19 protein-coding genes are annotated in these 20859 nt (G+C 71.1%); 6 read left to right on the top strand and 13 right to left on the bottom strand.

The annotated features are described in order from the left end of the window. Window positions 1-16 precede the first annotated feature (16 nt). The 7 genes from WBG06_RS19640 to mraZ form a co-directional block, all read right to left on the bottom strand. Window positions 17-1495, bottom strand: a complete 1479-nt coding sequence (locus tag WBG06_RS19640; protein ID WP_442945487.1) for a UDP-N-acetylmuramoyl-L-alanyl-D-glutamate--2,6-diaminopimelate ligase — start codon at window positions 1493-1495, stop codon at window positions 17-19. A 139-nt stretch (window positions 1496-1634) separates the two neighbouring features. Beyond that, entirely contained in the window at window positions 1635-3350 is a 1716-nt protein-coding gene (locus tag WBG06_RS19635; protein WP_336738653.1) for an MFS transporter, read from the bottom strand. A gap of 56 nt (window positions 3351-3406) precedes the next feature. After that, complete coding sequence (locus WBG06_RS19630; RefSeq protein ID WP_336738652.1) at window positions 3407-3835, bottom strand: MarR family transcriptional regulator; 429 nt, start codon at window positions 3833-3835, stop codon at window positions 3407-3409. 109 nt (window positions 3836-3944) lie between these two features. Then, the gene (locus WBG06_RS19625; protein WP_336738651.1) at window positions 3945-5702 is read right to left on the bottom strand and encodes a peptidoglycan D,D-transpeptidase FtsI family protein; all 1758 of its coding nucleotides are present in this window, start codon (window positions 5700-5702) and stop codon (window positions 3945-3947) included. Between the two features lie 82 nt (window positions 5703-5784). Beyond that, the gene (locus WBG06_RS19620; protein ID WP_336738650.1) at window positions 5785-6366 is read right to left on the bottom strand and encodes a hypothetical protein; all 582 of its coding nucleotides are present in this window, start codon (window positions 6364-6366) and stop codon (window positions 5785-5787) included. Next, on the bottom strand, window positions 6363-7373 hold the full coding sequence (rsmH, locus tag WBG06_RS19615; RefSeq protein ID WP_336738649.1) for a 16S rRNA (cytosine(1402)-N(4))-methyltransferase RsmH: 1011 nt from the start codon (window positions 7371-7373) through the stop codon (window positions 6363-6365). Before rsmH ends, WBG06_RS19620 begins: the two co-directional genes overlap by 4 nt. A 250-nt stretch (window positions 7374-7623) precedes the next feature. Beyond that, entirely contained in the window at window positions 7624-8046 is a 423-nt protein-coding gene (gene mraZ, locus WBG06_RS19610) for a division/cell wall cluster transcriptional repressor MraZ (protein ID WP_183545302.1), read from the bottom strand. 218 nt (window positions 8047-8264) lie between these two features. Here mraZ and WBG06_RS19605 point away from each other — a divergent pair, with 218 nt between their 5' ends. From WBG06_RS19605 to WBG06_RS19595, 3 genes are read left to right on the top strand one after another with little or no spacing between them, the layout of a single operon-like run. Beyond that, complete coding sequence (locus WBG06_RS19605; protein ID WP_442945480.1) at window positions 8265-9254, top strand: AAA family ATPase; 990 nt, start codon at window positions 8265-8267, stop codon at window positions 9252-9254. A 31-nt stretch (window positions 9255-9285) separates the two neighbouring features. Further along, window positions 9286-10581 (top strand): DUF58 domain-containing protein, encoded by a 1296-nt coding sequence (locus WBG06_RS19600; RefSeq protein ID WP_336738648.1) that lies wholly within the window; start codon window positions 9286-9288, stop codon window positions 10579-10581. After that, window positions 10578-12872, top strand: coding sequence for a transglutaminase family protein (locus WBG06_RS19595; RefSeq protein ID WP_336738647.1), 2295 nt, complete (start codon window positions 10578-10580; stop codon window positions 12870-12872). Before WBG06_RS19600 ends, WBG06_RS19595 begins: the two co-directional genes overlap by 4 nt. Before the next feature lie 7 nt (window positions 12873-12879). On the opposite strand, the gene WBG06_RS19590 is transcribed toward WBG06_RS19595, so the two are convergent. From WBG06_RS19590 to WBG06_RS19570, 5 genes are all read right to left on the bottom strand, one after another. Next, entirely contained in the window at window positions 12880-13248 is a 369-nt protein-coding gene (locus WBG06_RS19590) for a DUF3040 domain-containing protein (protein ID WP_336738646.1), read from the bottom strand. 145 nt (window positions 13249-13393) lie between these two features. Continuing rightward, window positions 13394-14599, bottom strand: coding sequence for a DNA polymerase IV (gene dinB / locus WBG06_RS19585; protein WP_336738645.1), 1206 nt, complete (start codon window positions 14597-14599; stop codon window positions 13394-13396). Window positions 14600-14671: 72 nt separating this feature from the next. Next, window positions 14672-15397, bottom strand: a complete 726-nt coding sequence (locus WBG06_RS19580; protein WP_336738644.1) for a methyltransferase domain-containing protein — start codon at window positions 15395-15397, stop codon at window positions 14672-14674. Window positions 15398-15434: 37 nt separating this feature from the next. Beyond that, entirely contained in the window at window positions 15435-15875 is a 441-nt protein-coding gene (locus tag WBG06_RS19575; RefSeq protein ID WP_336738643.1) for an SAV_6107 family HEPN domain-containing protein, read from the bottom strand. Window positions 15876-16068: 193 nt separating this feature from the next. Beyond that, window positions 16069-16662 (bottom strand): hypothetical protein, encoded by a 594-nt coding sequence (locus tag WBG06_RS19570; protein ID WP_336738642.1) that lies wholly within the window; start codon window positions 16660-16662, stop codon window positions 16069-16071. 162 nt (window positions 16663-16824) lie between these two features. On the opposite strand from WBG06_RS19570, the gene WBG06_RS19565 reads away from it, so the two are divergent. Both WBG06_RS19565 and WBG06_RS19560 read left to right on the top strand, forming a co-directional pair. Then, window positions 16825-17460 carry a DUF4126 domain-containing protein gene (locus tag WBG06_RS19565; protein WP_336738641.1) on the top strand — a complete coding sequence of 212 codons (636 nt, stop codon included), beginning with the start codon at window positions 16825-16827 and terminating at the stop codon, window positions 17458-17460. A gap of 4 nt (window positions 17461-17464) precedes the next feature. Beyond that, window positions 17465-18796: a phytoene desaturase family protein gene (locus tag WBG06_RS19560; RefSeq protein WP_336738640.1), complete on the top strand. Its 1332-nt coding sequence runs from the start codon at window positions 17465-17467 to the stop codon at window positions 18794-18796. Between the two features lie 7 nt (window positions 18797-18803). Here the strand turns inward: WBG06_RS19560 and metF are convergent, their stop codons facing one another. Continuing rightward, the gene (gene metF, locus WBG06_RS19555; RefSeq protein WP_336738639.1) at window positions 18804-19694 is read right to left on the bottom strand and encodes a methylenetetrahydrofolate reductase [NAD(P)H]; all 891 of its coding nucleotides are present in this window, start codon (window positions 19692-19694) and stop codon (window positions 18804-18806) included. Between the two features lie 35 nt (window positions 19695-19729). On the opposite strand from metF, the gene WBG06_RS19550 reads away from it, so the two are divergent. Then, entirely contained in the window at window positions 19730-20815 is a 1086-nt protein-coding gene (locus WBG06_RS19550; RefSeq protein ID WP_336738638.1) for a polyprenyl synthetase family protein, read from the top strand. The last annotated feature ends 44 nt before the right edge of the window (window positions 20816-20859 follow it).

Raw genomic sequence — 20859 nt, 5'->3', positions numbered from 1 at the left:
CGTATCGGCCAGTCGATCAGTGTGCCGCCAACGCCTCGCGGACGACGTCGCGGTCGTCGAACGGGTGAGTGACGCCATCGATCTCCTGGCCCGTCTCATGCCCCTTACCTGCGACGACAACGATATCGCCGGGCTCGGCGAGGGCGATCGCCCGGGCGATCGCGGCACGCCGGTCACCGATCTCCTCGACGCTGGCGCTCCCGCCGGTGGTCCCCGCCAGCACCTGTCGCCGGATGCTCGCCGGATCCTCGGTGCGGGGGTTGTCGTCGGTGACGATGACGTGGTCGGCCAGGCGCGCGCTGATCTCGCCCATGATCGGCCGCTTGCCGGTGTCGCGGTCTCCCCCGGCCCCGATCACGACGATCAGCCTGGACTCGGTCAGCGGACGGAGCGTGCCGAGCGCGGCCTCGACCGCGTCCGGCTTGTGCGCGTAGTCGACCACGACGGTGAACGGCTGGCCCTCGTCGATCCGCTCGAGGCGCCCCGGGACCCCGGAGCCCTTGGCGAGGGCGGTGGCGACGTCGCGTACGACCGACTCGTCACGGTAGGCATGATGGATGCTGGCCAGCGCGGCGAGGGTGTTGCTGACGTTGTAGTCACCGGCCAGCGGGCTGGCCGCCAGGAAGGACAGGCCGGCGGGGCCGTGGACGGTGAAGCTGGAGCCGTCGGGGCGCAGCTCGATGTCGGTGGCTCGCCAGTCGGCGGCGTCGTCGTGCAGGGCGTAGGTGAGGATCGGGATGGTCGCCTCGGCAGCAAGCCGGCGGCCGTGCTCGTCGTCGATGTTGACGATGCCCAACATCGCCCGCTCCGGGGTGAACAGGTCGGCCTTCGCCGCGTAGTAGTCCTCGACCGTGTCGTGGAAGTCGAGGTGGTCACGACCCAGGTTGAGGAAGACGGCGACGTCGAAGACGACCCCGTCGACACGCCCCATCACCAGGGCATGGGAGGAGACCTCCATCGCGCACGCCTCGGTGCCCTCCTCCACCATCCGGGCGAAGAGGCCGTGCAGGTCGGGGGCCTCGGGCGTGGTCAGCGGCGTCTTCACGTCGCGCCCGCCGATCCGGGTGCCGACGGTGCCGATGACCCCGGCGCGGTGGCCGGCGTCGAGCAGTGCGCTCTCGGCCAGCCGGGTGGTCGTCGTCTTGCCCTGGGTGCCGGTCACCCCGATCAGCCGCAGCCGGCCCGACGGGTTGCCGTAGATGTGGGCCGAGAGCGCGCCGAGCACCGTGCGCGGCTGCTCCACGACCAGCATCGGCACCTGGTCGAGGCCCTGGGTCTCCAGCAGGGAGGCACCGGCGGCGTCGGTGAGCACGGCGACCGCCCCGGCCTCGACGGCACCGGCGGCGTAGCCGGCGCCGTGCGCCCGGCTGCCGGGGAGCGCGGCGTAGAGGTCCCCCGGCAGCACCCGCTGGGAGCTCAGCGTGACCCCGGTGACCCGGGCCTCGCCCCGGACCTCCAGATCGACACCGCCGTCCCGGCCGAGCTCGTCGGCCAGCTCGGCCAGCGTCACCGGCTCGGTCACTCGGGGGCGGGTCGGGCTCTGGGGCTCCGCCGTCTCGTACGCACTGCTCACCTGCCGAAGGTTATCCGCCCGGCGGGACCAGGTCCCGCCGGGCCGACCTCGGGCATGGCGCTCAGGCGTGACGCAGCTGGGCGAGCGCCGCAGCGCTGAGCTCGTGCGGGTCCTCGCCGGGCACGACGAGCACGACGGGTACGCCGGCGTTCCGCACGACCGCGGAGGTGATCGAGCCGTCGGCGAGCTGGGCGGCACGGCCACGGGGCGAGGAGCCGAGGGCGATGGTGCGGGCCCGGGCCTCGGTGGCGTACCGGGCCAGCACGACCCCGGCGCTGGCGTGGTCACCGACGCTGTGCAGAACCAGCCCGGTCGCGGTGATGCCGCGGGCGGCGAGGCGGTCCAGGTGAGCGCGTACGGTCGCGGCGGCCACCTCCGGCTCCTCGGCGTCGATCGCGAGCTCCTCGACGACCTCGGTCTCGCGGACGTGGACGACCTCGAGCGGTGCCCCCTCGGCAGCGGCCATCTCCGCGGCACGGTCGACGACCGCGTCGGCGTCGAGGGTGGCACCGACGGCGACCAGCACGGGACGACCCTCACCGCGGACGGGACCGACGGGCTCCAGCGTCGGCGCGACCGGCTCGGCGGTCTCGGCCGACTCCGCGGCCGTGATCAACCGGTGGCCGCTGGCCAGGACCGGGATCGCGACCAGGAACGCAGCGGCCCCGACGTAGAAGGCCACCGACTGGTCGGTCGCCTCGGCGATCTTGCCCGCGGCGAACGGGGCGAGGCCGCCACCGACGAAACGTACGAAACCGTAGGCCGACGACGCGATCGGCCGCTCCACCGGCGAGACCAGCATGACGGCCTGGGTGGTCAGCGTGTTGTTCAGGCCCACGAAGATCCCCGAGAGGATCACCGCGACGATCACCACGGTCGGCGAGGAGACGCCCAGGCCGATGACGGCGAGCAGCACGCCGAGACCGAGGAGGTTGACGTAGAGGGTGGGCGCGGTGCCGAACCGGCGCTGCGCCCACGGCGCACCCCACACGGCGAAGACGGCGACCAGGATGCCCCAGGCGAAGAAGACCCAGCCGAGCTGGAGCGGGTCGTGCAGCTCCATCGGGTAGGGCGCGTAGCCGAGCAGGGTGAAGAAGCCCCAGTTGTAGAGGAGCGCCATGATGCCCATGGTCAGCAGCCCGCGATGGCGCAGCGCCGCGAGCGGCGCGACCAGCGAGACCTTCTTCTCCGGCTTCGGGGTCGGGGGCAGGAAGAGCAGCGTGGCGACCAGTGCGATCGCCATCAGCGCGGAGACGCCGAAGAACGGGCCGCGCCAGGAGATGCCGCCGAGGACGCCGCCCAGGAGCGGCCCGACCGCGATGCCCAGGCCGAGCGCGGTCTCGTAGAGGATGATCGCGCCGGCGAACCCACCGGTCGCCGAGCTGACGATCACCGCCAGGCTCGTGGAGATGAACAGCGCGTTGCCCAGACCCCAGCCGGCCCGGAAGCCGACGATGCCGTCCACGCCGCTGGCCGTCCCGGCCAGTCCCGCGAACCCGACGATCAGGACCAGGCCGAGGATCAGCGTCCGCTTCGCGCCGATCCGGCTGGAGACCCAGCCGACGCCGAGCATCGCGACGGCGGTCACCACGAGGTAGCTGGTGAACAGCAGCGACACCTGCGCGGGCGTCGCCTCCAGCTCCTCGGCGAGCACCGGGAGGATCGGGTCGACGAGCCCGATGCCCATGAACGACACCACGCACGCGAACGCGACCGCCCACACGGCGCGGGGTTGCTTGAACGGACTTGCGGCAGCTGCCCCTGGGTGGGAGCTCATACTTCTTGCCTCTTCTCAGACGTTGGTTTCGTACGCGTCGCCGGCAGGCCGGCGCGTCAGGAATCGAGCACGGCGTCGACGAGCCGGTCGAGCGCGGGCAGCGCGGCCGCGATGGCGGCCCGGTCGGCCCGGTCGAGGCGCTCCAACGCCGCCTCGAGAGCCTCGGCCCGCTGCGTACGCCGCGCCTCGATGACCTCACGACCCCGGTCGGTGGTCTCGACGAGGACGCCACGACGGTCGGCCGAGTCGGCCGTCCGGCGGACCAGCCCGTCGTGCTCGAGCCGGTTGACCAGCTGGGTCATCGCCGGCTGGGTCACACCCTCGGCCCGGGCGAGGTCGGTGATCCGCTGGCCTCCGAGCCGGCCCAGCCGGGCGAGGACCGCGGCTCCGGTCGTGGAGACCTCCCCTGCCGTCGACACCTCCCGCACGAGTCGCACCAGGCGCTCCATGACGGGCGCCAGACTCCGGCCGGTTGCTTCGCTCACCCCAACAACATAACACGCTTATGCATCTATGGTGAAGACGGGTTCCTGGCCCGCAGTGCGAGATGCAGGCCCGAGCCCGACGGGCAGGTCGACCGGGTGTTGGACCCGCTCACCACCCGGTAGGCATCTTCGAGGGCTCCGTGCCCGTCGGCGGGACGCCGTAGCGGCGCAGCGCGAAGGACATGATCTGCGAGAAGACCGGACCGGTGACGGAGCCACCGCCACCACCGTTGCCGGGATTGTGGATCGCGACGTAGACCGTGAACCGCGGGTCGTCGGTGGGAGCGAAGCCGCCGAAGGAGACGGTGGTGGTGCCGTCGTAGCACTTGCACTCGGAGTTGACCCGCTGCGCGGTCCCGGTCTTGCCGGAGACGCGGTAGCCGGGGACGGCCGCCTGCTTGGCGGTACCGTTGACGGGGTCGTTGATGACCCGCTCCATCATCTCCGCGGTCTGGGAGGCGGCCTCCTCGGAGACCACGCGGGTGCGCTCGGCGGTGTCGGTGCCGACCTCGACGCCGGAGTTGTTGGTGGCGCTGCCGGCGATCAGGCTGGGGTCGATGCGGACGCCGCCGTTGGCGATGGTGTTGAGGGCGGCAGCCATCTGCACGGCGTTGACGGAGATGGACTGACCGAAGTCGATGCGGTCCTCGTCGGCGGCGTTCCAGGTCTCCGGCGAGGCCAGCAAGCCGGCCGACTCGGTGTCGAGCCCCAGGCCGGTGCGCCGGCCCTGGCCGAATGCGGACAGATACTCGCGCAGCTGACCGTCGGCGTACTTGTCGGCGGCCATCACGGTGCCGATGTTGGAGGACTTCGCGATCACGCCGGCGAGGGTGAGCTTCTCGACGCCGTGCGGATACCAGTCGCGGATGGGGGCGCCACCCGACATGTAGGACTCCGGGATCTTGATCCGGGTCGAGGGCGAGACCAGACCCTGGTCGAGCAGGCCGGCGACGGTCAGCACCTTCTGCACCGAGCCGGGCTCGTAGACGTTGGAGAGGGCGTTGCTCCCGCGCAGCGCCTTCGGCGAGGCTGCCGGGTCTCGGGCATCGAAGGTCGGGTAGTCGGCCAGGCTCAGGATCTCGCCGGTCTGGGTGTCGATGACCACCGCCATCCCCGACTCGGCGCGCGACTTCTGCACCGCGTCCATCAGGGTCTGCTGCACGTAGTACTGCAGGTCCCGGTCGATGGTGAGGGTCAGGTCCTTGCCGTCGACCGGGGCGACCCGGTTGTTGGTGCCCAGCGGCATCCGGGTGCCACTGACCGGGCTGGTCGCGTCGTACTCGGCGTGCCCGTCCTTGCCGGCGAGGTGCTTGTCGAAGGCGGCCTCGAGGCCGGCCAGCGGGCCGTCGTTGCCGAGGAAGCCGACCAGGTTGGCCGCGACGTCACCGTTGGGGTAGTTGCGCAGCGGGTCGCGGCTCGTCCACAGCCCCTGGAAGCCCTGCTTGCCTGCCTTCTCCACCGCAGCGGTCGCCTGGGTCGCGGGCACCTGCCGCTTGATGTACTGGAACCGGCTGCCGTCCTTGCGGAGCTTGGCGAGCGCGGACGCGTAGTCGACTCCGAGCTCCTTGGCCAGGAACGCGGCGATCGCCGGGGCGTCCTTCTTGGTCTGCTTCGGGTCGGCCAGCACCATCAGGCCGTCGGCCGAGTCGGCCAGCGCCTCACCGTCGCGATCGAGGATCTCGCCGCGCTCGGCGGGCAGCACGACGTCGACGACGTTCTCGGCGGCCGCCATCGCGGCGTACGAGTGGGGGTCGATGCCCTGCAGCTGCACCAGCCGGCCACCGAAGACCGAGAGCACCATCGCCACCAGGATGAAGCCGACGCGGAGCCGGATGTGCACCGGCCCACGCCGCTGTGGCTTCGCCATCGCCGTTCTCCTCACCTACCGACCGTGACTGGTGTTGCCAGTGTGTCCCAAGTGACCCCTGGGATCAGCCAGCGACTCGCCCTCAGCGAGCCTCACCCGACGACGTACGCTGCTGCTCGTCGGCCGCCTGCTGCTCGGACTTCTTCTTGGCGATCTCGGCCGCCTTCTTCTTCGCGGCCTCCGCCGCGGCCGCCTTCCGCTCGGCGACCAGCACGCTGTAGGGCTTGGAGACCTTCGGGTGCAGCGGCGGCGTCGCCGAGCGGTCGGCAGGGGCCGCCTCGCCCTCGATCTTCGCCTCGGGGACCCGCAGCATGGCCGCGTTCTGCGGGACGACCATGCCGAGCTCCTTCGCCTTGGCGGCGATCTTGTGCGGGTCCTCCATCTTCTTCAGCTCGCCGTCGAGCGCCTGCTCCCGGGCAGCCAAGGTGGTCGCCTGCTCCTGGAGGCGCTGCTCCTGGAAGGCCGACTGCTGCATGGACGTGTTGAAGACGAGCAGCCCGACGACGCCCCCGATGAGCAGCATCGAGACGAGCACGACGAACGGCAGCCGAGGCGCCATCGGCGCCGGCAGCGGCGCCGGGACAGCGGTGAGCCGGGTCTGGGTCTTCTCGCTGGCCCTGTCCGGGCTGCGCGCGGGCGCCTGCGGCGCGGCGGCGATGCTCATCTGGTCGCTCCAGGGTTTGGCTTGGCGGTCGTGGCTCGTGGGGTGGTGCGGCGCTTGGTGCGCTCCACCGCGCGCAGTCGCACCGAGGCGGCGCGCGGGTTCTCCTCGATCTCTTCGTCGGTGGCCTGCTCGGCGCCCCGGGTGAGCAGCCGGAAGGACGGCTCGGCCTCGGGCGGCACGATCGGCATGTCCGGAGGTACGTCGAGCTTCGTCGCCTCCGCGAAGGCCCGCTTGGTGAGCCGGTCCTCGAGCGAGTGGTAGGACTCGACGACCACCCGGCCACCGAGACCGACGGCCTCGAGCGAGTCCGGCAGTGCCTGCCGCAGCGCCCCGAGCTCGTCGTTGACCTCCATCCGCAGCGCCTGGAAGGTGCGCTTGGCCGGATGTCCGCCGGTGCGGCGGGCCGGAGCCGGGATCTCCGCGTAGAGAAGCTCGACCAGGGGTCCGCTCGTCGTGAACGGCACCTTCTCGCGTCGGTTGACGATCGCGTAGGCGATCTTCTTGGCGAACTTCTCCTCGCCGTAGTCCCGCAGGATGCGGGTCAGGTCAGCCGCGGAGTAGGTGTTGAGGACGTCGGCCGCAGTCTGGCCACGGGTGGCGTCCATCCGCATGTCGAGCGGTGCGTCCTCCGCGTACGCGAATCCCCGCTCCCGCTGGTCGAGCTGCATCGAGGAGACACCCAGGTCGAAGAGCACCGCCTGGACCTCGTCCAGCCCCTGCCCGGCGACGACGTCGAGGATCTCGTCGTAGACCGCGTGGACGCCCGTCCACCGGTCTCCGAAACGGGCCAGCCGCTCCCCCGCGATGCCGAGGGCATAGGTGTCGCGGTCGATGCCGATCACCCGTGCGTCCGGGATGCGCTCCAGGACCGCCTCGGTGTGGCCACCGTGACCAGTCGTGCAGTCGACCAGGACGCCACCGTCGGTGAGCGCCGGCGCGAGCAGGTCGACGATGCGGTCGAGCATCACCGGCACGTGCTTCTGGTTCGTCACCGCCTCGACCCCCATCGCACGGCTTCGTCTGGTGTGTGTTCTCGCCCGCTCTCCGGCTGAGCCACGGGCTGACAACGCCACGGATCCGCAGAGCCAGGTCTCATGCCCGCTCCGTCACGCCGAGTGCCGTCCGGAACCGGGGAAGGTGCCCCGGATGGCTGGCTGAGTGGAGCGGGACTGAGACCTCGTCCTGCGGATCCGCTGTTGACTTGTTTGCTTCTGATCAGTTGATCGCTGCTTGTCGCTTTGTCGATCTGTCCCTTTATCAGTCCGCCGACTCGTCGAGGTCTGCGAACTTGGCCTGTGCACCCGCGGAGTACTCCGCCCACTTGGCCGGGTCCCAGATCTCGATCCGGTCCATCACACCGATCACGACCACGTCCTTGACGATCCCGGCGTAGTCACGCAGGAGCGGCGGGATGCCGATCCGGCCTTGCTTGTCGGGTGTCGTCTGCTCTGCCCCCGCGAAGAGGACACGGGCGTAGTCACGTGCGTCCCGAGAGGTGAGCGGCGTCTGCTGGGCCCGCTGCGCCTCCTGCATGAAGACGTCCTCGGGCCACACCACGAGGCAGTTCTCCTGACCTTGCGTCACGACAACCCCCTCCGCCAGTCGATCTCGGAACTTTGCAGGGAGGAAGACCCGGCCCTTCTCGTCGAGCTTCGGCGTGTACGTGCCCATGAAGAACATGTGCTCGCCCCCGCGGTCAGCTCAACGTGGATCGTTCCTCCACTTTGCCCCACCGTACCCCACTATCCCCCACTTTCAAACCACCTTCCTCCCCCACGGGGCGATTTCGCACCACACCCCGCTCCACCATGCAGGTCACAGTCGGGTGAATGACGCAGACGCCATGGACGGCTACCCCGTACGGTGTTCTCATCAGCAGTGAGTCGGAAGGACGCGACGTGGCGACGCCGTTGGAGGCCCCCGGATCGAACCCGGTGGATGGGGCAGAGATCGAGACATTGGTGCGGGTCGCGGGCCGCATTCGCGACAACATCGAGAAGGTGATCGAGGGAAAGACCGACGTCGTCGACTCCACGCTCACCGTGCTGCTCGCCGAGGGCCACCTCCTGATCGAGGACGTGCCCGGCGTCGGCAAGACCCAGCTCGCCAAGGCGCTGGCGCGCTCGATCGACTGTTCGGTCCGCCGCATCCAGTTCACGCCCGACCTGCTCCCGAGCGACGTCACCGGGGTGTCGATCTTCAATCAAAACAGTCGGGAGTTCGAGTTCCGCCCGGGCGGCATCTTCGCCAACATCGTGGTCGGTGACGAGATCAACCGCGCCTCTCCCAAGACCCAGTCGGCGCTCCTGGAGTGCATGGAGGAGCACCAGGTCACGGTGGACAACGTGACCTATCAGCTGGAGTCGCCGTTCATGGTGATCGCGACCCAGAACCCGATCGAGATGGAGGGGACCTACGCCCTTCCCGAGGCACAGCGTGACCGGTTCATGGCACGCGTCTCGGTCGGCTATCCGCCGGTCGCCTCCGAGATCGCGATGCTGGCCAGCCACAGCGCGGCCAATCCCCTCGACGACCTCGACCCGGTGACCGACGCCGCCGAGATCCGCAAGCTGGTCGGCGTCGTCAACCAGGTGTACGTCGCGGACGCGGTGCGCCGCTACACCGTTGCCCTGACCGCGGCCACCCGCGCCAACAACGAGCTCGCCCTGGGTGCCTCACCGCGGGCGAGCCTGCACCTGCTGCGGGCCGCGAAGGCTCATGCCGCTCTGCACGGACGCGAGTTCGTCCTTCCCGATGACGTACGCAGGCTGACCGGCCCGGTCCTTGCCCACCGTCTCCTCCCCAGCGCCTCCGCGGCGATGCACGGCCGGTCGGTCACCGACATCCTCGAGACCGTCGTGTCCGCCGTACCGGTGCCGCAGACCTGACCTGCCGGGCCGAGCTCCAGGAGAGAGAACCATGCGCGAGGCGCTGTCCGGACTCACCGTCCGAGGACGGACCTTCCTGGCCGCCGGGATCACCGCCATCGTCTGCGGGATCCTGTTGGACCAGTCCACGCTGTCTCGGATCGGGATGCTGCTGGTCGCGCTGCCGCTGGTCACCGCGGTGGTCGCCGCCTGGGGTCGTTACCGGCTCGCGCTCGTGCGTCGCATCGAGCCGCACCTGACCGAGGCCGGGCAGCCGGCCAAGGTCGAGCTCACCCTCGCCAACGAGGGCCGGATTCCCACCGGGACCCTGCTGCTCGAGGAGACCGTTCCCTACGCACTGGGCGGGCGTCCGCGCTTCGTGGTCGACAGGATCGGCTTCGGGTGGCGCCACAAGCTCGGCTACCAGATCCGCTCGGAGATCCGCGGCCGCTTCGACATCGGTCCGATGCGGGTGACGGTGGCCGATCCGTTCGGTCTGGTCGAGCTCAACCGTGCCTTCCAGTCCACGGTCCCGTTCACGGTCACGCCGCGGGTGCTCCCGTTGCCCTCGACTCCGCTGACCGGCAACGCGACCTCGTCGGGCGACTCGCGGCCCAGGGCCTTCCTCGGCGGCAGCGCGGAGGACGTCACCGTGCGCGAGTACCGCCGCGGCGACGAGCTCCGGCGGGTGCACTGGCGCAGCTCGGCCCGGCTCGGTGAGCTGATGGTCCGCCGGGAGGAGCAGCCCTGGCAGGCCCGCGCCACCGTCTTCCTCGACAACCGGCGCTCGGTCCACCGCGGACAGGGCGCGAGCTCGTCCTTCGAACAGGCCGTGGTGGTCGCCGCCTCGGTCGCGGTCCACCTGGTCGAGGCCGGCTACTCCGTACGCCTGGTGACCTCCACGGGCACCGCGGCAGGACTCGGTTCGGCCGGGAGCGAGCTCGCCGGCGGCTGGCACGACCGCGAGGGCCAGGCCGACGCGGCTGCCCTGCTGGAGGCGCTGGCCGTGGTCGAGACCGTCCAGCACCATCGCATCGACGCCTCCTGGATCGGCGAGGCCGGCCAGGGTGGAGTCACCGTCGCCGTGCTCGGCTCCCTCGACGAGGAGGACGCCGGGGTCCTCCGCCGCGTACGCCACCACACCGGTGTCGCGCTCGCCTTCTCACTCGCCGTCGACGACTGGAGCGCAGTGCATCTCGCGCCCGAGCAGCGGCGCCCCAGCGGCGTACCACTGCTCGTCCAGCACGGCTGGAAGGCGGTCGAGCTCGGGGTCGGAGACCCGGTGGCGACGCGCTGGCGCGAGCTCGGCACCCGGGGTGCGGCAGCGGGAGCAGGTGCCGCGCGATGATGAGCTCCACCAACGTACGCGGTGTCCTGCCCTCGATGGCGGTGCCGATGACGTGCTTCCTGACCGTCCTGTTCGCGCTGTCGTCGTGGGGCTCGTTCACGAGCTCCCGCTTCCCCTATCTCGGCCCGATCCTGGTCGCCGGTCTGCTCGTGGTCGGCACCGGCATCTCTGCGCGTCTGCTGCGCGTGCACGGCTCGGTCGTGGTGCTGCTGCAGGCGCTCCTCGGCACCATCGCGACGAGTCTCCTGGTCGTGCAGCACCCCTTCCCGGTCGCCGGCAGCGGCACGGCGCGGGTCGTCGCCGAGATGACCGAGGCGTACGCCGCGTTCGACCCCTACCACCTGCCGATGTCCGCACCGGAGGTGGCCGCCTATCTCATCCCGGGCGGGGTGGCCGCGGTGCTGCTGGCCGACATCCTGGCGGTCACGCTGCGGCGGCCACCGATGATGGGGCTCGTGGTGCTGGGCGTCTTCACGGTGCCGTTCAGCATCATCGGCGCCGGTGGCTGGGGCGGAGTCTCCTGGGTCGTGTTCGCGCTCACCGCGACCTCGTTCCTGGTGATGCTGCGCCTCGACCGCGCCGAGCAGCTCGGTCGCTGGGGCCGGCGTCTCGACGAGGATCTGCCGGTGGTGCCTGCGGCCGGTCCGGCGGTCATCGGAGTCTCCGCGCTCGCGATCGCGCTGCTCACGCCTGCCTGGCTGCCCAGCCCCAACGTTACGCTCCCCGGCCTGGGACCGGGCGACGGCAACGGCCCGCTACGGGTGATCAACCCGACGGTGGGTCTCTACGACGACCTGCGCCGGCAGAGCGACCAGGTGATGGTGACGGTGACCCCCGTCTACGGGGACACCGAGACTCCTCCGTCGTATCTGCGGGTGGGCGCGCTCACCAAGTTCACCGGGACGGAATGGACCTCGGGCAACCGCGACGTGCCCTCCGACCAGACCGGCGTGACCACCATCGAGCCCCCGATGTCGGACGAGACTCTCCTGGGCGAGTCCACGACCTACCAGATGAGGGCCAGCGAGAAGTTCGAGTCGACCTGGCTCCCGGTCTTCTCCCATCCCCTCGAGGTCACTGCCAACGGCCCGTGGCGCTATGACGAGGACACCCTCGACTTCATGTCCACCGAGGGCCGGGACGAGACCGTCGCCGGACAGCAGTGGCGGTTGACGGCCGCCCCGGTGGAGCCGTCGCAGGAGCGGCTGCTGGCCGCCGGCGAGCCCGGCGTCGGATCACCGCCGGGGATGACCGACCTGCCGCTGCTCCCCGACGAGATCGAGAAGATCGCCCGCGAACGAACCGCCGGTCAGGACCGGCCGTTCACCCAGGCCGTCGCCCTGCAGAACTGGTTCCGGCACAGCGGCGAGTTCACCTACAGCCTGGAACGAGACGTCGGCACCGACGGCGCCGCGCTGCTGGACTTCCTGACCGACAACAAGGTCGGCTACTGCCAGCAGTACGCCACTGCCATGGCCGTGCTCGCTCGCGAGCTCGGCATCCCGGCCCGTGTCGCCTTCGGCTTCCTGGGCGGCGACCAGGACGAGGAGGGCCGTTGGCTGTTCCGCGGCCGCGACCTGCACGCCTGGCCCGAGCTGTGGTTCGAGGACATCGGCTGGGTGCGCTTCGAGCCGACACCGGCCGCTGCCGACACCCGTGAGCCCGACTACACCACGGGCGCCCTGGGCAATGCCCGCAACGAACCGGAGGCACCCGTTCCCAGCGCAGGCACGAGCCTGGCGCCGGTGCCCAACCGGCCGGAGCGGGAGGCGCCGGAGACGCCCGAGGTCGCCGACACCGGCAGCGAGGAGTCCAGCTCCGGTGCCGTCTGGACCGGACTGGGAATCATCGCCCTGATCGGCGCGATCGCACTCGCCGCGCCCGCCGTGATCCGACGCCGGCGACGTGCCGCGCGGCTCGCCGGCGACGCCGAGGCCGGCTGGGCCGAGCTGGGCGACACCGCGATCGACCTGGGCCTCGCCTGGTCCGGGACGCGTTCACCGCGGGAGGAGGCCACCGCCCTGGCCTCGCAGCTGCAGGGTCGGCGCGAACCGATGATCGCGCTGCAGCGGATCGTCACCGCCGTCGAGCGCGACCGCTATGCCGAGCGCAGCGACGCCGCAGCGATCGGAGACGACGTGAGCCTGGTCTCGGCCGCTCTCAGGGAGCACGCCGACCGGCGGGCCCGGCGCCGAGCGCGCCTGTGGCCGGCGTCGGTCTTCCGTCGCCCGAGCGCAGCAGCCACCGACGGACCGGCGACGCGGTCCGAGCGGGAGCTGATCTCCTCGTAGCGTGAGGTCAGAGGTCCTTGTCGCGGCGGCGCTGCTTCCAGCGCTCGCTGGCCCGGTCGAGGAACGACGAGCGTGGAGCGTGGTCCCCGTCGTCCTCCTCGACCGCGGCAGCACCGCGCAGAGCGGTCAGCAGCACCGAGGTCGAGGCCAGCATCACCAGGAAACCGACCACTCCGACGATCCACATCCCTGAGATCACACCGGTCATCAACAACGCGACGCCACCGGCGAGCACGATGCCCGCGATGACCGCATGACGACGTTGGGCACGGCGCAAAGCCGTGCCTCGGAGGGCGGAGGCGAACTTCGGGTCCTCCGCCGAGAGCGCGCGCTCCATCTGCTCGAGCAGGCGAAGCTCCTCTTCCGAGAGTGGCACCGTACCTCCCATGTCCTGTTGGGGTATCTCCAAGTCTAGGCTCGCCACCCTGACGGCGGTAGGGAGCCCGGGAAATTCTTCCCCTGTGACGTTCTGCCCCTTGGCACAACCTGAGCTGATTGTGTCAAGCAGACCGGCAGATGCGTCAACCCCGGCCGTTGCCGAGGAGGCTCGCGCGGCGTAGAAGACTGGATCCGAACCGCTCGGCGACCTGGTCCGCGGCACGATCCGCCTCGGACCAGCCCCGCTCCCGCTCCCCGAGAACGAGCTGACGGTCGGTCCCCTCCCGCGCGACCAGATGCTCCACCCGGACCCCGACCAGGCGGAGGGCCCGGCCACGAAGGTTCAGCTCGTCGAAGAGCCGGACCGCGGTGGCGTGGACCTCCTGGGTGACGTCGGTGGGGTCGGGCAGCGTACGGGAGCGCGAGATGGTCCTGAAGTCGGTGAACCGGACCGTCAGGGCGACCGTGCGGCCGACCGTGCCGGCCTTCCTCATCCGGCGCGTGACGCGGGCCGAGAGGCGAAGCAGCTCGCGGACGATGTCCTCGCGGTCGCTCAGGTCGTGGCCGAAGGTCTCCTGGGCCCCGGTCGACCGGTCCGGGAGATCGGGGCCCAGCCGCCCGGTCAGCTCGCGCCGGTCGGTGCCGGTGGCGAGCCGGTGCAGATGGCCACCGAGTCGAGGCCCGAGAATCTGATGGAGCGTCGGGACCGGGGTGCGGGCGATGTCGCCGACCGTCTCGAACCCGAGCCGCCGCAGCCGGTTCCGAGTGCTCGGTCCCACGCCGTAGAGCTCACCGACGTCGAGCGGGTGGAGGAAGCCGGGGATGTCCTCGGGGCGGACGACCACCACGCCGTCCGGCTTGGCCTTGCGGCTGCCGACCTTGGCCACGCTCGGCGTCGGGGCGACGCCGACCGAGCAGGTGATGCTCAGCTCGTCCGCGATCTGGCCCCGGATCCGCTCCGCGATCTGCTCCGGGCTCCCGAAGAGCCGCGTCGCCCCGCTGACGTCGAGGAACGCCTCGTCGACACTGACCACCTCGACCAGCGGGGTGGCGCGGCGAAAGATCTCGCGCACCTTCCGGGAGACCTCGGCGACCTCGCCGAAGTCGAGACGGACCGAGACGAGCTGAGGGCACAGCCGTCTCGCCATCGAACCCGGCATCGCCGCCTTCACCCCGAAGGCCCGGGCCGGGTAGTTGGCGCAGGTCACCACGCCTCGGGCGTGTCCCCCGACCACGACCGGCTGGTCCCACAGCTCGGGCTGGTGCCTGATGGCCACCGACACGAAGAAGGCGTCCATGTCGACATGGAGGATCGGGGTGGCCTCTGGAGCGCCGGCGGAGGAGATCACCCCGATCCTCCGAGGACGCGGACCAGCGCTGACGCGCCGCGTCGGCGCCGGGCGGCGACGCCAGGCGCGCCGTCAGCGAAGCGACGCGAGCAGGTGCACCTGCGAGGCCAACGGCAGATAGTCGCCCCGTGTAGAAGCGGCCTGCTCGAGCTCGACCAGCGCAGAGGTAGCGGCCGGATCCACGTCGAGCAGCGACCCCGGGACGTGATCGACGAACACCCGTACGCCTCGAACGTCCGAGACCTCGAACCCAGCCCCCTCGAGCAGCTCGCGAGCCTCGTCGAGCGAGAACCTCCGTCCCGAGCGTCCCTGCGGGGCCGTGTCGTCGAGCAGCTCGGCAGCCTGGGCGAACTGACCGGCCAAGGCCCGGGAGAGCACGGCGGCGGTCCGCTGGGCGACCAGCAGGCTGAGCGTGCCGCCGGGACGGAGCACGTCGCGGATCCCCGCCAGTGCCGCTGCCGGGTCGGGGACGATCTCGAGGACACCGTGGCAGAGCACCACGTCGACCCCGCCGGGGTCGGCGACATCGGCGAGCGCGGCGAGGTCGCCCTGGCGCGCGTCGACCGAGACCCCGGCCTCGCGGGCGCGGCGGTCGAGCGCGGCGAGAGCGTCAGGGCTGGGGTCGACCACGGTGACGTGGTGGCCGAGCCCGGCGATGCGTACGGCTGAGGTGCCGGTGCCACCGCCGATGTCGAGGACGTCGAGGGAGCCGGCCGCCAGGACCGGGTCGAGCGCATCCCAGACGGCGACGGTCCGGGCCCCTGCCCGACGACTGGTTGATGCGGAGCCAGCTGCCATGGGGCCAAGCGTAGGCCCTGATCCCACCACACTTGAATCAGCCCACGAGGCGGTCACGCCGGGGGCGGGTGACCGGAGAGCTGTGGGCCATCAGCCCGAGGGACTCTTCGACGACGGCGAGGAAGCGGTCGGCGTCGCGCACCTGGTCGTCGGCCTCCTCGGCGGTGACGGCCCGGATCGATCCGGCCTCCGCGGCGGCACGCTTCGCCGCACCGGCGGCAAAGTAGTCGGCCCACTCGGAGAGCTCGGGTGCCACCTTCTTGAGCCGGACCCAGGCGTTCCAGGGGCGTCGGCGACCGGCGCGGCTGGCGGCCTCGACGGGGTCGGTGCGGGCGGCGATCAGGGCCGCGGCGGCCTGGAGGGCGGCGACATGAGCGATGGCGTACCTGCTCGGCACGTCGTCAGCCACGATCGCCTCGGAGAGCGACTCCGTGGCTCGGAAGAGGTAGTTGTGCGTCGTCGCCGGCAGCAGATGCATCGGGGTCGTCCTTCTCGCTCAAAGGTCGACCCCGCAGTGGACGGCTCCGGCGGGCGCCGGGGGTCGAGGACGACACCCGCCAGAGCCTGGTTGTTCGAACACTTGTTCGAACACGAGATCAAACTACACCCCGCCACCGACAGTCACAAGACGTTTCGGTGACGGGGCGTGTCGAGCCGGTGCTGCGGCTCGCTCAGTCCTCGGCGACCGCGCCGCGGATCCGGTGCGGCGGGTGGATGTAGCGGGTGTTCGCCGGCAGCCACATGACCACCAGCAGCGTCGCGGCGATGACGATCGCGATCGCGGTGAGCACGCTGATGATCACCGGCGGGCCGGTCAGGATGCCACCGATGCTGGCCACGGTGGAGATGAACACCAGGAAGGTGATCGTGATGCGCGCCCACTCGAAGCCGTTGCGCATGAAGACGGCGAGCACACCCATCATGGTGGCCATCACGCCGAACAGGGTGATGGCGGGGGCGATGAACGCCGGCGCGCTGACCCGGTTGTCGGTGGGCGGGTTGATGAGGGCGTCGAGGCCCTCGGTCTCGAGGATGCGCTTGGCCGAGGCGTTGCCCTCCGCCCAGGCGCGCACCAGGTCGTCGGAGCGCAGCACCATCACCACGACCACGACGGCGCTGAACGCGATCAGCCCGATCATCAGTCGGATCGCCCACGTCATCTCCCGGGGCACGGGTTCGGCTGCGAGGGCAGCCACCTCGACCGCGGCCTCCGGGCCCTCGCTCACGACCACACCTTCGTTCTCGTCGGGTGTCGTCATGGTCATCCGGTCTCCTTGCGACGTGGGGGTTCAGTCTCTGATCAGCCCATTCTGCCGCACGGGGCGCAACGGAGGTAAATACGGGATCACGTGCTCTTGGTCTCGGGTCGGCACGACTCGGTCTCGGCCGCAGGCTCGGATGTCGGTGGCGTACGTCAATATGTCCCCATGGAATCTCTAGCGCTGACCTTCTCCAGCGGGTGGGCCAGTGGCATCAACGCCTACCTGGTCGTGCTGGTTCTCGGCATCGTGCAGCGCGCGACGGGGGCCGAGGAGATCCCCGACGTGCTCGGCACCTGGCCGGTGCTGGCCGCGGCGGCGACGATGTTCGCGATCGAGTTCATCGCCGACAAGGTGCCCTACGTCGACTCGACGTGGGACTCGATCTCCACGGTGATCCGGCCCACGATCGGCGCCGTGATCGGCGTCCTGCTCGCCGGTGAGGCCGACTCCCTCAACGCGGCCGTCGCGGGCGTCGTCGGCGGCACCTCGGCGCTGATGTCCCATCTGGTCAAGGCCAGCGAGCGGCTCGCGGTCAACTCCTCCCCCGAGCCGGTCTCCAACTCGGTGGTCAGCCTGGCCGAGGACGGCCTGGTCCTCGGCGTGGTCTGGTTCGCGACCGAGCATCCCCTGGCCGCCGCCGGGATTGCCGCAGCTCTGCTGGCGGCCGGGCTGGTGCTGATGTACTTCATCATCCGCACCGTTCGCGGCGGTTGGCGCAGGCTCACCCGCCGTGGCAGACGGGGCGCGCCGCCGCCGGACGAGCCCTCCGACGGCACCACCAAGCCCTACCCCGTCCAGTGAGTGAGTGCCAGTGAGTGAAGTCGTCGTCCTCGGAGGCGGGTACGCCGGGATGGCCAGCGCCGCGAGGCTGGCCAAGCTCGGCCACTCGGTGACCCTCCTGGAGGCCTCCGGTCAGCTCGGCGGCGCGCTGGTGCCGGTCCGCGAGGAGGGCTTCACCTGGGACGCCTCGGCGACCTCGACGCTGCTGCCCGCGGTGATGCGCGACCTCTTCCGGAAGTCGGGGCGGCCCGCGGAGCGCGAGCTCGAGCTGGTGCCGATGGACGTCGTCCGCGAGCACCGGTTCACCGACAAGACCTCGGTCGCGGTGCCCGGCGGCACCCGCGGGGCCCAGCTGGCGGCGTTCGACGAGCTGGGTCCGGGCATGGGGCGGCAGTGGACCGACTACGTCGCCCGGTTCAGCGAGGACTGGGAGGTGCTGCGCAAGCACTACTTCGAGGTTCCCTGGGAACCCTCGGCGCTGCCGTCAGCGGTCGCGGAACGGTTCCGGTCCCGCGAGACCCTCCACAAGCGACTGCGCAAGACCTTCAAGGACGAGCGGCTCCGGCTGGTCGCGGCGCACCCGTTCGTCGCCGCCGGACAGGAACTGCGCGACGTACCTGCCTGGGCAGGACTCACCGCCTACCTCGAGCAGCGGTTCGGCGCCTGGCGGGTCGAGGGCGGCATGGGCGTGGTCGCCGAGGTGCTCGCCGCCCGGATGACCACCCGCCGGGTCTCGGTGCAGACCGCGACCCGGGTGGAGGACATCGTCGTCCGCGACGGACGGGCGGTCGCGGTCGCCACCACGGCCGGCGAGATCGACCTCGGCGCCGACGGAGCGGTCGTGGTCGCCTTCGACCCCCGCTCGCTGCCGGCCCTGCGGCCGCTGGTGGACCGCACCCTGCCGGCGATCCCGCCGATGACGTTCCACCTCGGTCTCTCCTCGCTCCCCGACCACCTCACCGACCTGCCCGACGAGCTGGTCCTGCACGGCGAGCCCACCCTGGTGGTCCGCACTCGCGGGTTCGCCCCGGAGGGCCAGCACGCCTGGACCATCCACTCCTACGGCAAGCTGATGGAGGACGTCCTGCTCGCGCTGGCGCGCCACAAGATCGACGTCCGTGAGCACATCGTGCACCGTGTCGACCTGGGTGCCGCCGAGCTCGTACGCCGCTGGCGCGGGTCCCCGCTGGGCATCAAGTGGGTGGGCCGGAGCACGGTGTTCCAGCGCCTCGGACCGCGCACCCCCATCCCGAACGTCTACGCCGCCGGCGCCCACGCCACCCCCGGATCCGGGCTGCCGTACGCCGGGCTGTCGGCGGCACTGGTCGCGCAGTCGATCGGGCCCGCCGAGAAGTGAGCGGGGTCTAGACCGTCACGTTGAGCTTGGCGAAGATCTCCAGCGTCGCCTTGGAGCGGTTGAGCGTGTAGAAGTGCAGCCCGGGCGCGCCTCCGTCGAGGAGCTCCCGGCAGAGCTCGGCGGCCACCGCGATGCCCTCGGCACGGATGTCGGCGGGTTCGGGGCCGGCCGCGGTGAGACGCTCGACTATCTCGTCGGGGACCTCGGCGCCGATGAGCTCGCTCTGCCGGCGGATGGCGGCAAGGTTCAGGATCGGCATGATCCCGGGCAGGATCGGGATGTCGACGCCGCGGGCACGCACACGGTCGACGAGACCGAAGTAGTCGTCGGCCCGGAAGAACATCTGGGTGACCGCGAACTCCGCGCCGGCTCGCGCCTTGGCGACCAGCACGTCGGCGTCGGCCTCGATCGACTCGGCGCTCGGGTGGCCCTCGGGGAAGGCGGCGACGCCGATGCGGAAGTCGCCCCGCTCCCTGGCCAGCCGCACCACGTCGATGGCGTAGTCGAGGCCGCCCGGCGTCGGCGTCCACTCGGCGCGCGGGCCGTCAGCGGGGTCACCGCGCAGTGCCATCACGTGGGCGACACCCTGAGCGGCGTACGCGTCCAGGATCCCGGCGACCTCGTCACGGGTGTGTCCGACGCAGGTCAGATGGGCGACGGGCAGCAGCTCGGTCTCGGCGGCGATCCGGCCGGTGATCGCCACGGTCTTGTCGCGGGTCGACCCACCGGCGCCGTAGGTGACGCTCACGAAGGTCGGACGGTAGGGCTCGAGCGCGCGCACGGCGTTCCACAGCTGCTCCTCGCCGGCCTCGTCCTTCGGCGGGAAGAACTCGAACGAGAACGAGCGTTCGCCCTCGTTGATCAGCTCGGCCAGAGAACGTCCACGTCCGGTCACCATCGGGTCATCGTAGTGAGTGCCCTAGGCTCAGGAGGGTGAATGAGACGTGGGACGCTGATGAATTCCGAAGTCGCGTCCAGGGGGCGCTGGACAACTTTCTCGAGACGATGTCGGAGCGGTTGGCCCCGCTCGGTGACGAGGTCGAGCCGCTGCTGCGCAGGGCTCGCGAGTCGATGTCCGGCGGCAAGCGGCTGCGGGCCGCGTTCTGCTACTGGGGCTACCGCGCAGTCCGCCCCTTCCCGTCGCCTGCCGAGGAGGAGTCGCTCGTGCGCGCGGCCGCCGCGCTCGAGCTCCTCCAGGCCTCCGCACTCGTCCACGACGACGTCATCGACGACTCCGACACTCGGCGCGGCGCACCCGCCGCGCACCGCGCCTTCGAGGCCGACCACTCCGCGGCGGGCTGGCCGGGCCGGTCCCGCGCCTACGGCGACGCCGCTGCGGTGCTCCTCGGCGACCTGCTGCTGACCTGGTCGGACGAGCTGCTGCGTACGGCTGGCTTCGGGGCACCCGAGACCGCCGCCGCGCTGTCGGTGTTCGACCACACCCGCAGCGAGGTCATCGCCGGACAGTTCCTCGACATCACCGTGCAGGCGCGTGGCTCCGCCGACGTCGAGGCCGCCATGAAGGTGGTGCGCTACAAGGCCGCCAAATACTCCGTCGAGCGCCCTCTCCACGTCGGCGCCGCCCTGGCCGGGGCATCCAATGAGCAGATCGAGGCTCTGACGGCCTACGGCCTGCCCGTCGGCGAGGCCTTCCAGCTCCGCGACGACCTCCTCGGCGTCTTCGGCGACCCTTCGGCCACCGGCAAGCCCGCCGGCGACGACCTGGTCGAGGGCAAGCGCACCGTCTTGGTCGCCCTCGCCCTCGCCGGCTCGACCCCCGAGGACGCCGACCTGTTGGACCAGGCCCTCGGACAGCCGCTCAGCGTGGACCAGGTCGCGGCGCTGCGTGCTCTCATCGCCGACTCCGGCGCCGAGCAGCAGGTCGAGAAGTCCATCACCGAGCTCGCCGACCAGGGCCTCACCGCCCTCGACGAGGCCAAGTCCTCGGGCGTCCTGGACGCGAACGCCGCCGAGGTCCTCCGCGCCCTCGCCACCGCTGCCACCCAGCGCACCGTCTGAATCGAGCCGTCAGGTACGTCGGCCGAAGCGTCTCCCCGGCCGGC

It is taken from the genome of Nocardioides sp. CCNWLW239, from assembly GCF_037137035.1.
In the GTDB taxonomy this organism is placed as follows: domain Bacteria; phylum Actinomycetota; class Actinomycetes; order Propionibacteriales; family Nocardioidaceae; genus Nocardioides.
The sequence above is the reverse complement of the archived record's forward strand: the minus strand, read 5'-3'. Positions and strand labels throughout refer to the sequence as shown.

Excerpts from the sequence above, each read along its gene's own strand:
- WBG06_RS19580 (WP_336738644.1), bottom strand. The coding sequence starts at position 15,397 with ATGGCAGCTGGCTCCGCATCAACCAGTCGTCGGGCAGGGGCCCGGACC.
- WBG06_RS19570 (WP_336738642.1), bottom strand. The coding sequence starts at position 16,662 with ATGACCATGACGACACCCGACGAGAACGAAGGTGTGGTCGTGAGCGAG.
- WBG06_RS19635 (WP_336738653.1), bottom strand. The coding sequence starts at position 3,350 with ATGAGCTCCCACCCAGGGGCAGCTGCCGCAAGTCCGTTCAAGCAACCC.
- WBG06_RS19600 (WP_336738648.1), top strand. The coding sequence starts at position 9,286 with ATGCGCGAGGCGCTGTCCGGACTCACCGTCCGAGGACGGACCTTCCTG.
- WBG06_RS19625 (WP_336738651.1), bottom strand. The coding sequence starts at position 5,702 with ATGGCGAAGCCACAGCGGCGTGGGCCGGTGCACATCCGGCTCCGCGTC.
- WBG06_RS19575 (WP_336738643.1), bottom strand. The coding sequence starts at position 15,875 with ATGCATCTGCTGCCGGCGACGACGCACAACTACCTCTTCCGAGCCACG.
- WBG06_RS19595 (WP_336738647.1), top strand. The coding sequence starts at position 10,578 with ATGATGAGCTCCACCAACGTACGCGGTGTCCTGCCCTCGATGGCGGTG.
- metF (WP_336738639.1), bottom strand. The coding sequence starts at position 19,694 with ATGGTGACCGGACGTGGACGTTCTCTGGCCGAGCTGATCAACGAGGGC.
- rsmH (WP_336738649.1), bottom strand. The coding sequence starts at position 7,373 with ATGGGGGTCGAGGCGGTGACGAACCAGAAGCACGTGCCGGTGATGCTC.
- mraZ (WP_183545302.1), bottom strand. The coding sequence starts at position 8,046 with ATGTTCTTCATGGGCACGTACACGCCGAAGCTCGACGAGAAGGGCCGG.
- WBG06_RS19565 (WP_336738641.1), top strand. The coding sequence starts at position 16,825 with ATGGAATCTCTAGCGCTGACCTTCTCCAGCGGGTGGGCCAGTGGCATC.
- WBG06_RS19620 (WP_336738650.1), bottom strand. The coding sequence starts at position 6,366 with ATGAGCATCGCCGCCGCGCCGCAGGCGCCCGCGCGCAGCCCGGACAGG.